The following is a 16,213-nucleotide window of genomic DNA, read 5'->3' on the forward strand; positions in this document are numbered from 1 at the left end:
GTGTTTAAGAGGTTGTTATGCTATTAATTTTGCGCACGGTATTGGCAGTTTTATATTGTTTTCTAGTGTGTGTGTTTGGTTCGATTTATTGCCTGTTTCGCCCAAGAAATCCGCGTAACCTTGCCACGTTCGCCCATCTATTTGGCCGAATGTCAGTGTTATTTGGGATTACCGTCGAACAGCGAATTCCTTCGGAAGCGGCGAACTACGGCACCTGCATTTATATCGCTAACCATCAAAATAACTACGATATGGTCACGATGTCTAATGTGGTTCAATCCGGCACTGTGACTGTAGGTAAAAAGAGCTTGCTGTGGGTGCCTTTGTTTGGACCATTATATTGGCTGACTGGCAACCTGCTAATTGACCGCGATAATCGCGCCAAAGCGCATGGCACTATTGCTCAAGTCGTTGAGCAAGTGAAAAAAAAGGACGTTTCTATCTGGATGTTCCCTGAAGGGACCCGTAGCCGTGGCCGGGGTTTATTGCCCTTTAAAACTGGTGCTTTCCATGCCGCTATCGCTGCTGGGGTGCCTATCGTGCCAATTTGTGTGTCCAGCACTAACAATATCAAGTTGAACCGTTGGTCAAATGGCAAAGTTATTGTAGAAATAATGCCACCGGTTGATACCACTGGTTATGGTAAAGAACGTGTGCGCGAGTTATCAGAACATTGCCGCAATTTGATGCTGGCTAAAATTGAGCAACTTGATGCAGAAATTGCCCAACAGGTAGCCACTGAAAAATAATCGATATAAAGAATACCCTAAATAATTCGAGTTGCAGGAACGCTGTTTGCAGCGGCCTCGCAGAGGCGAGGCCCATGGACGGGCCGAGTAACGAGCGTAGCTAACGCTCGTGCAGCCTGAAGTATGACGGGTATGATTGTTTTATTTAAACGACTCTGGTCGTGAGCGTTTTGCCGTCCTTCAGCGTTATTCGCAGTCAGGCAAAATTTTGCAGTAGGTTTGATTGTGGTTTTCACGGAGAAGATATGTCACTCAGTCGTCGCCAGTTCATTCAGGCTACGGGCTTAGCGCTTGGCGCGGGTTCGTTGCCATTGAGGGCACAGGCTAATAGTACCCAGCAACCCTCGTTACCCGTTCCACCTTTACTGGAATCACGCCGCGGCCAACCGCTGTTTTTGACTCTACAGCGGGCGCATTGGGCATTCAGTGGTAGGCAGAAAGCGGCGGTATGGGGTATCAACGGGATGTATCTGGGGCCGACGGTTCGGGTGTACAACGGTGATGATGTTAAGCTCATTTACAGCAACCGTTTGACTGAGCCGGTGTCTATGACTATCAGTGGGTTGCAAGTTCCTGGCACGTTAATGGGGGGGGCGGCACGCATGATTTCCCCTGGCGTCGACTGGTCACCGGTTTTGCCTGTACGCCAACCCGCTGCAACTTGTTGGTATCATGCCAATACGCCTAACCGCATGGCACCCCATGTTTATAATGGGCTCGCGGGTATGTGGTTGGTAGAAGATGAAGTCAGCAAAGCGATGCCGTTGCCAAGCCATTACGGCGTTGATGATTTTCCGATTATTATTCAGGATAAGCGGCTTGATAACTTTGGTGTGCCGGAATATGACCCGCCAGCCAAAGGCGGCTTTATCGGCGATACCTTGCTGGTTAATGGGGTGCAAAGCCCGTTTGTTGAAGTTTCCCGTGGTTGGGTACGCTTACGTTTACTCAATGCGTCCAATGCCCGCCGCTATATCTTGCAGTTGAGTGACGGCCGCCCACTGCATGTGGTGGCCAGTGATCAAGGTTTTCTGCCTGCGCCAGTTGCGGTACAACAGCTTTCACTGGCTCCTGGTGAGCGGCGTGAAGTGGTTATTGATATGTCGCAGGGGAGCGAAGTGTCCATTACGGCGGGGGAGTCTGCCGGGATTATGGACAGGCTGCGCGGGTTATTTGAGCCATCGAGTATTTTAATTTCTACTTTGGTGCTGACATTAAAACCGACTGGCTTGCTGCCGTTGGTCACTGATAACCTGCCAATGCGTTTGCTCTCTGATCAGATTCTGGATGGCAGTGTGGTGCGTACCCGCGACTTCCGCTTAGGGGATGACTTACCGGGAATCAATGGCGCTATCTGGGATATGAATCGGGTCGATGCTCAAGCACAGCAAGGGACTTGGGAGCGCTGGACCATACACGCCGACATGCCGCAAGCATTCCATATTCAGGGTGTGTCATTCTTGGTGAAAAATGTGAATGGCGCGCCAGCGATGGCTGAAGATCGCGGCTGGAAAGATACTGTTTGGGTCGATGGTGATGTGGAGTTGCTGGTGTATTTCAATCAGGTTTCTTCCGAACATTTCCCATTCCTGTTCTACAGCCAGAGCCTTGAGATGGCAGATCGTGGCTCCGCAGGTCAGTTGGTGACACAAGCGGCACCGACGCTCGGTTAAGAAGAATGGGATCATTGTTTCGGTGAATAATCGTCCGGTGATCCTGTTTTAACTGATTGCGTAAATCTCGTTATCAAAAGATATATCCTTCCTCTTTTCATGGATAAATGCGTATAATCGCCGCCCGGTGATGATTTCTTAACCCGAACCACCTCCATTTCCCCAATTCAAAGAGTGTTGCCATGAGTACCAGCCTGATCCAGCCAGAGCGTGACCTGTTTTCTTATCAGCCCTATTGGGCGGAATGCTATGGCACTGCGCCATTTTTACCGATGTCTCGCGCAGAAATGGACATCTTGGGCTGGGACAGCTGTGACATCATAGTCATCACCGGTGATGCTTATGTCGATCACCCCAGTTTCGGGATGGCTATCATTGGCCGCATGCTGGAGGCTCAGGGCTTCCGTGTAGGGATCATTGCTCAGCCAGATTGGACGAATAAAAATGATTTCATGCGCTTGGGGGAACCGAATCTGTTCTTCGGCGTCACCGCGGGCAATATGGACTCGATGATCAACCGCTATACCGCTGATCGTAAGTTGCGCCATGACGATGCCTATACACCGGATAATCAAAGTGGTAAACGGCCAGACCGCGCCACTTTGGTGTATAGCCAGCGCTGCAAAGAGGCCTATAGTCACGTGCCGGTATTGCTGGGCGGAATTGAAGCCAGCTTACGCCGTATCGCCCATTATGATTATTGGTCTGATACTGTGCGCCGCTCGGTGATTGTCGATGCCAAAGCCGATATGCTGGTGTACGGCAATGGTGAGCGGCCACTGGTTGAAGTGGCACACCGCTTGGCTGCCGGCGAGAAAATTGCTGATATACAGGATGTGCGTAACACCGTGGTGATGCGCAAAACCCCGTTACCAGGGTGGAGTGGCGTAGATTCTACCCGGCTGGATAAACCGGGCCGTATTGAAGCTATTCCGAACCCTTATGGCGAAGATTTGCCGTGTGCGACAGACAGTGTTCCTGAGCCGGAAGCCAAACCTATTACCGTGCGGGCCGCTAAACCCAAACCATGGGAGAAGACTTATGTCTTGCTGCCCTCCTATGACAAAGTGAAAGCAGACAAAGTCTTGTATGCCCACACTTCGCGGATTTTACATCATGAAACTAACCCCGGTTGTGCGCGGGCTTTGATGCAAAAACACGGTGACCGCTATATTTGGATTAACCCGCCGGCTATCCCACTCAGCACTGAAGAAATGGACAGCGTTTTTGCTCTGCCTTATCAGCGTGTGCCGCACCCGTCTTATGGGAAATCGCCTATTCCGGCTTACGATATGATTCGTTTCTCGATCAATATCATGCGCGGTTGCTATGGCGGTTGCTCGTTCTGTTCAATTACCGAACATGAAGGGCGCATTATCCAGAGCCGCTCTGAAGATTCCATTATTCGTGAAATAGAAGAAATTCGCGATAAAGTTCCTGGTTTTACTGGCATTATCTCTGATCTGGGTGGCCCGACAGCCAACATGTATATGCTGCGTTGCCAATCGCCGCGAGCGGAACAAACTTGCCGCCGCGCATCTTGTGTTTATCCTGAAATCTGCCAGCACATGGACACTAACCATGAGCCGACCATTTCTCTGTATCGGCGAGCGCGTGATTTGAAAGGGATTAAAAAAATCCTGATTGCCTCCGGTGTTCGTTATGACTTGGCAGTAGAAGATCCTCGTTATATCAAAGAATTAGCCAGCCACCATGTGGGCGGTTACTTGAAAATAGCCCCGGAGCACACTGAAGAAGGGCCTCTTTCAAAAATGATGAAACCGGGAATGGGCAGCTATCAGCGCTTTAAAGAGCTGTTTGATACCTATTCTAAGCAGGCCGGTAAAGAGCAATATTTGATTCCGTATTTCATCTCCGCCCATCCGGGAACGGAAGATAAAGATATGGTGAATTTGGCTCTTTGGCTGAAGAAAAACCGCTTCCGTTTGGATCAGGTGCAGAACTTCTACCCATCACCGCTGGCTAACTCAACCACCATGTATTACACCGGCAAGAACCCGCTGAGCAAAGTCGATTATAAGAGCGAGGATGTCGTTGTTCCGAAAGGAGATCGTCAGCGGCGGTTACATAAAGCATTGCTGCGTTATCATGATCCCGTTAACTGGCCGATGATTCGTTCGGCATTAGAAGAAATGGGGCTGCAACATTTAATTGGTAGCCGCCGTGAATGTTTGGTTCCGGCCCCCACTCTGGAAGAACAACGTGAAGCACGTCGGGCGTTTCGTCATCATACACCGGCGCTGACCAAGCACACGGCTATCACTCGTCAGCGTCAACCGGGTAACCGCACAAATGCTGCTTCAGCAGGTAAAGCTCCTAACAGTAAAGCGCCTTCGGGCAAAGTGGCGCTGACACCAACAGGCAGTTCCGCACCCAAGACGACAGGCAACAAAACCGGCGCAAACAGAGCGCCGGTGAATAAACCCTCCGGTGGTGCAGCCAGAGGGAAAGCCAGGCATTAAACTAGCGGTCAGATCCGAAGACATCCGGGTCTGGCCCCAGTCGTTTGCCGCTATCCAACTTCGAAATTGCCGTCAGTTCATCTTTGTGCAGTTTAAAATCAAATACTTCAAAGTTTTCCCTGATACGCGCAGGTGTCACCGATTTCGGAATCACAATCAACCCGCTGTCGAGATGCCAGCGGATCACTATCTGTGCGGGTGTTTTACTGTATTTCTGCGCTAACTGACGGATAATTGCCTGATCAAAAACACCATCGCCGCCTTGGGCCAGCGGGCTCCAGGATTCTGTCGCAATATGATGAGTGGCATTCCAGGCATGGAGTTGCCGTTGCTGTAGTAAGGGGTGAAGCTCAATCTGATTGACGCTAGGGGCAACGCCAGTTTCATCAATTAACCGCTGTAGATGCGGGATATTAAAGTTACAAACGCCGATACTACGGATCAACCCTTTTTCTTTCAATGCAATCAACTCGCGCCAGGCACTGACATAGTTATCTTGTGCTGGATCTGGCCAGTGGATCAGATAGAGATCCACATAATCGAGCTGAAGCTTTTTCAGACTCTCTTCCAGTGCTTGCTGCGGATTATCTTGGTCGCTATTCCACAGCTTAGTGGTAATAAATAGTTCATCACGGGCGACATGGGCTGATTTCAGCGCCTGACCCACACCCTCTTCATTTTTATAAATAGCCGCTGTATCGATTGATCGATAGCCGACTTCCAGCGCCTTGCTGACAGCAAGTTGTGTTTCTTCAATACTTGCTTGCCAAACGCCAAGGCCGAGTTGTGGCATCAGATTTCCATCGTGCAATTTGATAATGGGTTGTGTCGCCATATTTATCTCCTTAGCTTAAATCACGTTGGTTCCACTAAACTATATTGTTAGACCGCAGCTTCGTAGATACGTTTGCTATCGGCTAAAGTGATGTCGCTGTGCTCACCAAGCGCAGTCATACCATGCTCTTCTAGCTTTTTAATGAGATCAGGAATGGTACTGCCATCCAGTTTGTAAGCGGACAAACGCGTTGCCACCCCCATGCTCTCAAAGAAATCACGGGTCGCTTCAATGGCAGCATTAATACGTTGTTTTTCACTACCGCCATGCAGCCCCCAAACACGTTCTGCATATTGCAGTAGTTTGGCGCGTTTTTGTTGTTTCTTCGCCACTAACAAAGCTGGCAATACCACCGCTAATGTTTGTGCATGATCCAGCCCGTGACGTGCGGTCAATTCATGGCCTAGCATATGCGTTGCCCAGTCCTGCGGGACACCCGCGCCAATCAGGCCATTTAATGCCATGGTCGCGCTCCACATGATGTTGGCACGCACATTGTAATTTTTAGGGTCACTTAAGGCTTTCGGGCCGTCTTCAATCAGTGTTAGCAATAAGCCCTCAGCAAATCTGTCTTGCACCTTGGCATCGACCGGATAAGTCAGATATTGCTCGATAGTGTGAACAAACGCATCGACCACGCCATTGGCGACCTGGCGTGGTGGCAAGGTATAAGTCACTTCTGGGTCCAGCACGGCAAATAGCGGTTGTACATGAGCGGAGAAGAAATGTTGTTTATCACCGGTGCTACGGCGGCTGATAACTGCGCCGCTGTTAGCTTCAGAACCCGTAGCAGGCAAGGTCAACACGGAACCCATCGGCAGAGCTTCTTTGATATCGCTGCCAGTAGTTTCCAGAATATGCCATGGGTCTTGTGGATAATTGACGGCCGCAGCGATGAATTTAGTGCCGTCCAATACAGAACCGCCACCAACGGCCAACAGGAACGTAATTTTCTCTTTCCGGCAAACCTCAACTGCTTTCATTAATGTTTCATAGGTAGGGTTGGGTTCAATGCCGCTAAACTCCAGGAAATCAAAGCCTTTCAGCGCTTGGTGAACTTGGTCGAGCACACCATTTTGTTTAATGCTGCCCCCACCATAGGTAATCAAAATACGTGCATCAGCAGGGATTTCTTTATTCAGCTGCGCGATTTGACCCGTACCGAACAGCACTTTAGTGGGAGTGTGAAGAGTGAAATTTTGCATGATTTGTCTTCCAGTGAGGGGTAAGAGTTTATTGATGTACCCAAAATAATTCGAGTTGCAGGAAGGCGGCAAGGGAGAGAATCCCGATGAGCTTACTGTGTTGTAAGTGATTCGGGTGATTGAACGTAGCCAACGCACATGCAGCTTGAAGTATGACGGGTATAGTTATTGTCGGTAACCTGATGGCATACCGCAATGCACATTTCTGTCTTGCTCTTGCCTATTTCTCCAGATGACTGTAGAAAACATGATAAATAAGACTCAATTTATGTCAGATTGTTTTGTAAAGTAATGGTGCAAAACAGATGTTACCCGCTTTATCACTGTAGTCTCTGATGTCGTCGCGCATAAAAAAACGGACAGAAAATAAATTTATCTGTCCGTTTAACTGATTTTTAGCAAAGTTGATATCTTTTGCTTTTTCTGGCTAACAATTAATTGTTAATGCTGATATCTACTTTTGCCGATTGGCCGTTAACAGTATAGATTTTGTTTAAATGTGATGAACCAGAGGGGATCACCGATCCGCATTTAGAGATGTTATTTCCCTGGTCTGTGGATTCACCATACTGACCTGCACATAAGCCCGGTATATTGGCATTGATTTTATGTGCCAACTCGGTTGTCCAGCGGTGACCCGCCGTGCGGTACTCGTCATCAGGCGTATAAGTCACTTCCTTATGTGTTCCATCCTCGAACGTTACCGCTAATTTCACTGTTTGACCCAGTTGGATTTTTGAACCGGAAATATAGCCAACCTCAAGATATTTATCAATAATCTTGGTGGTGTAAGTGGCAACCCCACCTTCAGTGGTATAAATATTGTTTAAATAGCTTGACCCTTTTGGCGCCATAAATTTACAGCTATTGTCAGTCGTCACGTTGCTGGTCAGTACCCCGGCACAGGCCCCTTTTATTTTTTCATTAAACAAGGCAGTTAACTTTGCCGCCCAACGGTGGGTGGAGTAATTATCTTTTCTATCGGGTGCATAAACGACAAATTGAGATGGGTAGCCGTCAGCTTCAATATCTAATCTGACCAATTGGTTATCTTTCAGCTCTTTGCCACTGATATCGCCTATCTTTTTCCACAATGGAATCGGTTTTACTGCTAACAATGCTGCTTTGTCAGTAGGTAAGCGTTCTGTGGCGGTGGCAATATCTACTGATTTAAATCCTTGATTTTCTACTAGTGTTTTATCGGCATAACGATTATTGGCTTCCAAAAATTCGCCGTGAGTACTGCGAAAGGATCTATTAATACGTTTTTCGTTCTGCTTTTCAGCAATAAATAAATTGTCGAAGACCACAAAATTCTTCGCATTGATGTATTGGTCATCGGTATCGGTAAAATTCTGCCAATAACCGATCATGGACTCTTTAAATGTATTATTAAATATGAAAGTATTATCCATATTTAGCATTTTGTTATTGTTATCGTAAGGTCTGGCGTTAAATTCAGCAATGTTAAGATAGTTACCAACAAAATAAAGATGGGATGCATTACGGAATTTCAAATTACCCGCTGCATCACGTGGCCAGCCACTAAAATAATTATTAACCACGTCAACGTTATTGTATTGTTTTATATAGATAGCGTGGTCTCTGGTCATGGTACATTTCGCTTTTTCGGTCTCTCCACTAACATCTAAGCAATCCAGAGTATTCCCCGACACGATATTATTACGGAAAACAGAGTTTTTTAGTCCGTCAGTGGCATACCAACCGGCGACAAAGTAGCCTTGCTCATCCAAAACATTAAGCTGTTGGTTTTTTGCGGACTCTTTAATTTTATTAATGACATTAAAAGTTCCAACATCATAATAATTCATGGTTAGCAAGATATTTTCGTCAGAGATATCCCCTATGACATTGTTTTCAATTTTGGTTTTCGAGTTTTTGAAGGTGCTAATACCGTTCCCTGGGGAGTTTTTATCGCGTAAAAAAACATTACCATGAATTGTAAAGGGGTGATGCGAGACAGTAAGCTGCTCATCTGTAGAGTTTGTATTAATAAAAGCATTATTTATTATGGTTATATTTTTTTTGTTGCCGTAAAAATTAACCGTTGCATTATCGAAAATAATATTTTTTATTGTGATTTGGTTAACCTGGATGCCGTAAGTCTTATTACCAATAGATATGGCTTTCTCTGGTTTTACGCCACGAAGTATCGTCACACCAGCTTCAGAACCCACCAAATTGTTTTTTTCATTCAACACAATATCGCTGCCAATAAGATAGCTGCCAGCAGGGAAAAATATTGACTTACCATCAGCCAATGCTGCACTGACTTCAGTTGACAGATCGAACTCTTGATTAGGCTTAATGCCAAGCTCAGTGGCACAGGTGAGTACTGCCCCACTCAGCAAGGGCATTTCTTCGCCCGCACAACCTAAATCAGTAGCATTAGCGCCTAATGCTGTTAGAGACAATGTTCCTGCAATCATTAAACTTAATAGCGTCCGAGAATACTTCACTTTATTACTTCCTTATCAAATCAATATGCGTATTTTTTCTGGTGCCTCCCAATCCTAAAGTTATCGATGAGTGTAATCCCATGCTTGGGTATTAGGGCATGTTCATAAATACACGGAGACATTAAGATAAAAGCTTACTTATATGCGAAACCGATCCAGAAAAACCAGGGGTAGATATTAAATAAAAATTATTATTATTAATATCATAAAACGATTATTGATAATTTTAACATTGACTATCAAATTGATTAATATCATTTAATCCTGTGGTGGGTCAATGAGTTACGTTGAAACTGAATTGTCTCATCCTTTATTGACACATTCCTGCCTTGCTCTTGCCTATTTCTACAAATTACTGTAGCAAACTGGATAAATAAGGCACAATCCATGTCAGATTTTATGCAGAATAAATAATTTTGTAAGACAGATGTTTGTAAGATAGATGATAGGTCATGTCAGGCTAACAGGGCAGGTGAGGCATTATGGTTGAGGTTGATGATATTCAGGCACAGATGGCGGGGAAGATTACCCAGTTGGCTCAGGGCAATGGTTTAACCCCCAGCGCTGTACCAAAGGTGAAAATTCTGTATTCCACGGTGCATCAACCGCGCACGCCAGTGATGTACACCCCAAGTGTGGTCATTATTTTTCAGGGACACAAAGTGGGCTATCTGGGTAGCAAGGTATTTCAATACGATCCGAAGAACTACCTGATTCTGACTGTACCGTTGCCGTTTGAATGTGAAACCTTCGCTAGCCCGGAAGTGCCGTTAGCCGGTATCTCTATTCATATAGACAGCCAGATGTTGCAGGATTTGATTATAGATATTGGTGATGATGAGTTAGATAAACCTTTCGGTAATACCTCTGGCGTCAACTCATCGGTGCTGACTGAAGAGATGCTATGCGCCACTGAGCGGTTACTGGATGTGATGTCTAATCCTCGTGATGCCAGGGTACTCGGCCCACAAATCGTGCGAGAAATTATCTACTACGTGCTATGTGGTCAGTGTGGCGGAGCATTACAGGCATTAGTGAATCGCCACGGGCATTTCAATCAAATTACCAAAACATTGCGGCGTATCGAAAATCAGTTTGCCGATAACCTGAATGTTGAGCAATTAGCCGCAGATGTGAATATGAGCGTCTCAGCGTTTCATCATAATTTCAAAGCGGTGACGAATACCTCTCCGCTGCAATACCTGAAATCTTACCGGTTGCACCGTGCGCGAATGATGATGTTACACGATGGGCTAAAAGCCAGCACCGCTGCAAATAAGGTGGGGTACGAGAGCGCTTCACAATTTAGCCGCGAGTTTAAACGCTATTTCGGCCTGACGCCGAGCGAAGAAGTTGCCAAGTTACGCACTAATTGAGGTGATATCTACACAAAACGGCGCACTGAGCGCCGTTTTGCTGCTCGAGCGGAGAAGATTACTCCGTCACGCTTTTACGTTTACACCAGACCAACACCAACGTACCAACCAACCCCACCAGCAACAAAACGATCGGTAAAATCATCAGTGCAGTCATGACTTGATTTTCATAGTGCTTAACCAGAGGAATATGGCTAAGGGCAAAGCCCAGCCCCACGACACTCCCCACCCATAGCAGGCCGCTGAGCCAGTTAAAAAACTGAAAACGGGCGCTGTTTAGGCCGGAGATACCCGCCAAAGTGGGCAATAAAGTCCGAACAAAAGCCAAAAAACGGCCAATAATCAGGGCCGCCAGACCATGGCGAACAAACAGGTTATGGGCGCGTTGACGATAATAAACGGGCAGCTGCAACAGCCACCTTTTGACCACTTTGGTATCTCCCAGCCACAACCCTTGCAAGTAACTCAGCCAACAGCCCAGGCTGGCCGCGGCAGTCAGAATTATCATGGTAGGCAAGAACGCCATGACACCCTTGGCAATTAATGCACCCGCCAATAGCAATAAGCTATCACCCGGGAGGAAAGAGGCCGGTAGTAAACCATTTTCTAAAAAGAGGGTAGTAAAGAGTATGCCGTAAATAACCCAAATCACATTCGGGTCGGCAAGTTTACTAAAATCCTGCTGCCATAAGGCATGAAGGATTTCGCGTAATACATCCATTTCTGTTCCTGTTTGCCTATCGTGTGAGGATATTGTTATGAGGTCCTACGTAGTGTATCCGTAATGGCGCTGAACCACATTGATCTTATCCTCAATAACTGAATTTTTGAGGGGATATATACGTGCCGTTGACATTATTTGTGTAAGAGAGGATTAATGCGCGGTTATCGTTACCGCGCATAGACAAACCATATCGCTCAGAAATTCTACTGCGTAGCTTTGATGCGTTCAAACCCTGCAACTAAATCTTCCTGCAAATCTTGCACATTTTCCAGGCCAATATGCAGACGGAACAATGTGCCTTTGATTCCCTCGCCCTCGTATTTGCGGATTGCCCGGATATCCTTGGGCTGATAACCCAGAATCAATGACTCAAATCCGCCCCATGAGAAAGCCATACTGAAATGGGTAAAGTGGTCGAGATAGGCCTCTAGCTGCTGCTGAGTTAGCTCTTCTTTTAATTCAAAAGAAAACAAACCATTACAGCCCGTAAAGTCACGTTGGTAGAATTCATGCCCTTTACAGCCGGGTAGCGCAGGGTGGTAAACCACAGCAACTTCCGGCCGCTTTGCCAGCCAGTTGGCGATTTCGATACTGTTTTTTTCGTGCTGTTTTAAGCGAACACCCAGCGTACGTAGGCCTCGGCTGGCAAGATAAGCGGTATCGGCATCCACCATTTGCCCCATCAGGTATGAGTCTTCCCGCAGTTGCTCCCAACAACGGGAATTGGCAACCGCAATCCCCAGCATGGCATCGGAATGACCAATAATGTATTTAGTGCCTGATTGGATGGAGATATCAATATCAAAATCCAATGCTTTAAACAGCACCCCAGCCGCCCAAGTATTGTCCATCATGATAATCATTTCAGGAGCAACCGCACGGATAGCCTTCACTATGGCGGGGATATCTTGCACTTCCATGGTGATGGAGCCAGGTGACTCAAGGAAAACCACTTTGGTTTCCGGTGTGATTAATGAAGCTATCTCCGCGCCCATCATAGGATCAAAATAAGTGGTGGTGATATTCATGCGCGATAAGATTTTATCGCAAAAACTTTGCGCTGGTTCATAGGCCGAGCCGGTCATCAACAGGTGATCGCCTGTGGAAACAAATGACAAAATGGCATTACTGATAGCCGCAGCCCCGCAAGGGTAAAGCACACAACCCGCACCGCCTTCGAGTTCGGTCATTGCTTCTTGCAACGAGAAGTGGGTTAACGTGCCTCGACGGCCATAGAATAATTCGCCATTGCCGCGATTAATAGTGGCGTGTTTTTTTGCTTTCACTGACTCGAATACCAGAGACGATGCGCGCTGAATAACGGTATTGACCGAGCCTTGGGTAAATCTCTTACTCCTGCCCGCGCTAACTAAGGTTGTTTCCAGTTTTTCTGTCGTAGATTTATTTGCAGACATGTCGCGTTGCCACCTTCTTATCAGCGTGTCCATTATTCTATGGTCAGCATTCATTATAGGAATGTATTTATCCCTTACGTTAGCATGATGATTGTGGTGTGAGAGCAGCTTTCACCATGAAAATAACTCAAGAGGGTGACGCGCTGTTTTCGGAGAGTTTACGATGGAAAAATGCTGTTTAAGTGATGAAATAGGGAATTTATTAAGGTGTCGTCGTGAGGGAACACCCTATTTTAGATCGTCGAGCTTCATGGCGTTAACCCTCTCTGAACTTTACATGGTGTGTCACTCAATCTGTACAGCCAGGAACGCATATCTGTTTAATAAGCTGCGTAGTCCCTGATATCAGGGCAATTCTTATTTTTTCTCAAGAATAGGCGCAAATACTAATGATAATTACTATCAATCCCCGATTTGTTTGATATGATCGGCAACTGATTTCGTCCTTAAATTGATATGCATATTGGGTGGAGGCACAGCGTGAAAACAGCTGGCAAAAAGATTAAAGATAAATCATTCGCGCAAGGTCGAATGATGAAAGGTGCGATGGCATTATTGCTGGTGGCAGGTTTAGCCGGTCATGCATTCGCCGCGCCAGGCAACAGTAGCGCAGTCGCTGCATCTGTTGCTACACCAACAACGGCAACATCAACGCCGTTACCTGCACCGGAAATTACATCTGTAGCTGCCCCTGCTAATACAGACGCGGTGGCTCCTGCACCATCGGCTCCGATGGTTCAACCACTCAGCGCGCCCGCAGCACAAGGGTTGGCGATGGATCTCTCTGTTTGGGGCATGTATCAGCATGCCGATGTGGTCGTCAAAGGCGTAATGATTGGCCTGGTGCTGGCATCCATCGTAACCTGGACCATTTTGTTCTCCAAAGGAACTGAGTTATTCCGTGCACGTCGCCGTTTACAGCAAGAGCATGAGGTTATCGGTGCAGTCACTGATCTTGATACAGCATCCGAGCGGGTAGCGGCTTTTTCTCCAGAGAGTATCAGCGGTCTATTGTTGCGTGAGGCGCAAAATGAGCGCCTGCTATCGGCAGAATCGAACGACAACAACGGTATTAAAGAACGTACTGCTTTCCGTCTGGAGCGCCGTGTGGCTGCCATCAGTCGCCAAATGGGCAAAGGCAACGGTTTCCTGGCAACCATCGGTGCCATTTCTCCGTTTGTTGGGTTGTTTGGTACGGTTTGGGGCATCATGAACAGTTTTATCGGTATTGCCCACTCACAAACAACCAATCTGGCTGTTGTTGCTCCGGGTATTGCCGAGGCGCTGTTGGCGACGGCACTTGGCTTGGTTGCCGCAATTCCAGCGGTTGTTATCTATAATATCTTCGCTCGCTTGATTGGATCTTACCGCGCTCAGGTAGGGGATGTCGCCGCACAGGTATTATTGCTACTGAGCCGTGATCTTGATTTGAGCAGCAGCGCTGAAGCAAAGTCTCCTAAGCAACCTCATCAATTGCGTGCGGGGTGATTTATGGCCATGCGGATGAACGATAACCTTGATGAAAGCGGTGAACTGCACGAAATTAACGTGACACCTTTCATTGATGTCATGTTGGTATTGCTGATTATCTTTATGGTGGCAGCACCATTGGCAACGGTTGATATCAAAGTGGATTTACCAGCATCTTCAGCGGTACCACAGCCGCGGCCAGAGAAACCGGTCTTTCTGACTGTTAAGGCTGATAATCAGCTTTATGTCGGCGAGCAGCAGGTTGACCGTGAGACGCTGGCGGCAGCGCTGGATAAAGTGACCCAATCTAATAAAGAAACCACCATTTTCTTCCAGGCAGACAAAGTGGTGGATTATGAAACACTGATGAGTGTGATGGATGCATTACGTAAGTCAGGTTATCTCAAGGTTGGGTTAGTCGGCATGGAAGCGGGCGGCGCAAAATAATCAAAACAGGCGCGGTGAATATTACCGCGCCTAATATTAATCTTTCGGCGTATTACGGCCGACTTCACGAATTTCTATTGATCCTAACGCCTGGCGAAGGTCGACTTCTAATTCATGAGCATTTTTTGCCAGATAAAAATTGCCTTCCCCGACACACTTTTTCCAATCTATCCCACTGGGAATATATCCAATTCCAATAAAAATCATTCGAATATTATTTTCTTTGATTTTTTCACACATCCCTTTTTTGATAAGTTTATTTGTTATCCTATCGCCAGGACTGTCTGACGAAACATCATTGTCATTACCATCAGAAAGAATAATCATTAGCTTATTTTTATTATTACTTTCGTTCCTGAATATATCGTTTCCTGATAAGATACCTGAACTTATTAATGTGTGACCTTCGGTTTTTCCCGCTATAGTTTCCTCAATCATTTCATTAGTGATACCATCAGATCTTAAAGTATGAGCATCTGAATATCTTAAACAAAATACTTCAGAATTTATATCATCCATAGGTATATTAATAAAATCACGAGATTGAGTTATAGACTTGATGGTTTCATCATAGTCAATGTTGTTTTTTATAGCCAATGTGACTTCAAGATCTATATCATAATTATTTGAATTTTTCAGGTAATTTCCAGTTGGAATAGTTATCTTTGGTACAAAAGGAAAGTGGCAATACTGTTCGTTGTTAGCTCCATCTCCTATGATGATTTTAGTTCCCCATGTGAATGGAACAAAGCCAATGCTCTTAATATTATCATTTCTCAATATAGAGTTATTTAACCTTTTAAAAATCCTTCTTAATTCTTCTATTTTTGTCGTTGTATCCCCACTATTGAAATAACCATTCATTGAACTTGAATAGTCTGCAACAAAAACCACATCTGTTTTTTCTGTTGGAGCCGTAAATAGGCTTTTTCTGGCTATAGCATTATCAGTCATGCTGATATTCTTATCTGTATTGGTAATAGGACTTTTGGTTAAGAATTGAGGGAAGTAACTCATTGTCGCTGTCGCCCGGTATTCTAGATGAGTAAGATGAGTCATTATTTCGATCTCCGGTTTGGAAAATATTTCTGATGGCAGATAGGCATTAGCATAAGAAGTTACCAATTCAGTGTTTCTTGCTGTTTGGATTTCATTAGGGTTGTTACTGTCGTTTTCCACTGTCAGTGCTAATGTCGCTTGTTCTATAGCATCCGATAGTTTGGCTTTTTTTTGTATAAAACGAGATATTTCAAAAGACAGAAAAAGAAGCCCAATAATAAAAGGAATGAGAGTGATAAAGGGTAATAATATCGAGCCGTTTTCATTCTTTATAAAATAAATTCTTTTTTTAAACAT

Annotated in this window: 12 protein-coding genes; 6 read left to right on the top strand and 6 right to left on the bottom strand. The window is 45.9% G+C overall.

Translation table 11 applies throughout. The annotated features are described in order from the left end of the window. Positions 1-17 precede the first annotated feature (17 nt). The 3 genes from ACNSO8_RS22790 to ACNSO8_RS22800 all read left to right on the top strand — a co-directional run bounded on the left by ACNSO8_RS22790 (position 18) and on the right by ACNSO8_RS22800 (position 4,905). Positions 18-749, top strand: a complete 732-nt coding sequence (locus tag ACNSO8_RS22790; RefSeq protein ID WP_418396005.1) for a 1-acylglycerol-3-phosphate O-acyltransferase — start codon at positions 18-20, stop codon at positions 747-749. A gap of 245 nt (positions 750-994) precedes the next feature. Further along, positions 995-2,422, top strand: a complete 1,428-nt coding sequence (gene ftsP / locus ACNSO8_RS22795) for a cell division protein FtsP (protein WP_418396006.1) — start codon at positions 995-997, stop codon at positions 2,420-2,422. Between the two features lie 182 nt (positions 2,423-2,604). Then, a complete protein-coding gene (locus ACNSO8_RS22800; RefSeq protein ID WP_418396007.1) occupies positions 2,605-4,905 on the top strand; it encodes a YgiQ family radical SAM protein in 2,301 nt (766 codons plus the stop codon). Between the two features lies 1 nt (position 4,906). On the opposite strand, the gene dkgA is transcribed toward ACNSO8_RS22800, so the two are convergent. The 3 genes from dkgA to ACNSO8_RS22815 form a co-directional block, all read right to left on the bottom strand. Further along, entirely contained in the window at positions 4,907-5,740 is an 834-nt protein-coding gene (dkgA, locus tag ACNSO8_RS22805; protein WP_418396008.1) for a 2,5-didehydrogluconate reductase DkgA, read from the bottom strand. A gap of 47 nt (positions 5,741-5,787) precedes the next feature. Further along, a complete protein-coding gene (gene yqhD, locus ACNSO8_RS22810) occupies positions 5,788-6,945 on the bottom strand; it encodes an alcohol dehydrogenase (protein ID WP_418396009.1) in 1,158 nt (385 codons plus the stop codon). Between the two features lie 434 nt (positions 6,946-7,379). After that, positions 7,380-9,425, bottom strand: coding sequence for a hypothetical protein (locus ACNSO8_RS22815; protein WP_418396010.1), 2,046 nt, complete (start codon positions 9,423-9,425; stop codon positions 7,380-7,382). 482 nt (positions 9,426-9,907) lie between these two features. On the opposite strand from ACNSO8_RS22815, the gene ACNSO8_RS22820 reads away from it, so the two are divergent. Further along, on the top strand, positions 9,908-10,801 hold the full coding sequence (locus ACNSO8_RS22820; RefSeq protein ID WP_418396011.1) for an AraC family transcriptional regulator: 894 nt from the start codon (positions 9,908-9,910) through the stop codon (positions 10,799-10,801). A gap of 58 nt (positions 10,802-10,859) precedes the next feature. Here the strand turns inward: ACNSO8_RS22820 and ACNSO8_RS22825 are convergent, their stop codons facing one another. Further along, positions 10,860-11,522 carry a DedA family protein gene (locus tag ACNSO8_RS22825; RefSeq protein ID WP_418396012.1) on the bottom strand — a complete coding sequence of 221 codons (663 nt, stop codon included), beginning with the start codon at positions 11,520-11,522 and terminating at the stop codon, positions 10,860-10,862. A gap of 206 nt (positions 11,523-11,728) precedes the next feature. Continuing rightward, positions 11,729-12,940 carry a cystathionine beta-lyase gene (gene metC, locus ACNSO8_RS22830; RefSeq protein WP_418396013.1) on the bottom strand — a complete coding sequence of 404 codons (1,212 nt, stop codon included), beginning with the start codon at positions 12,938-12,940 and terminating at the stop codon, positions 11,729-11,731. A gap of 480 nt (positions 12,941-13,420) precedes the next feature. Here metC and exbB point away from each other — a divergent pair, with 480 nt between their 5' ends. Beyond that, a complete protein-coding gene (exbB, locus tag ACNSO8_RS22835) occupies positions 13,421-14,428 on the top strand; it encodes a tol-pal system-associated acyl-CoA thioesterase (RefSeq protein ID WP_418396014.1) in 1,008 nt (335 codons plus the stop codon). Positions 14,429-14,431: 3 nt separating this feature from the next. Continuing rightward, entirely contained in the window at positions 14,432-14,857 is a 426-nt protein-coding gene (gene exbD, locus ACNSO8_RS22840) for a TonB system transport protein ExbD (protein ID WP_418396015.1), read from the top strand. Between the two features lie 36 nt (positions 14,858-14,893). Here exbD and ACNSO8_RS22845 read toward each other — a convergent pair whose 3' ends face one another. Beyond that, positions 14,894-16,213 carry a TadE/TadG family protein gene (locus tag ACNSO8_RS22845; protein WP_418396016.1) on the bottom strand — a complete coding sequence of 440 codons (1,320 nt, stop codon included), beginning with the start codon at positions 16,211-16,213 and terminating at the stop codon, positions 14,894-14,896.

The organism is Yersinia sp. LJYL362, from assembly GCF_048323875.1.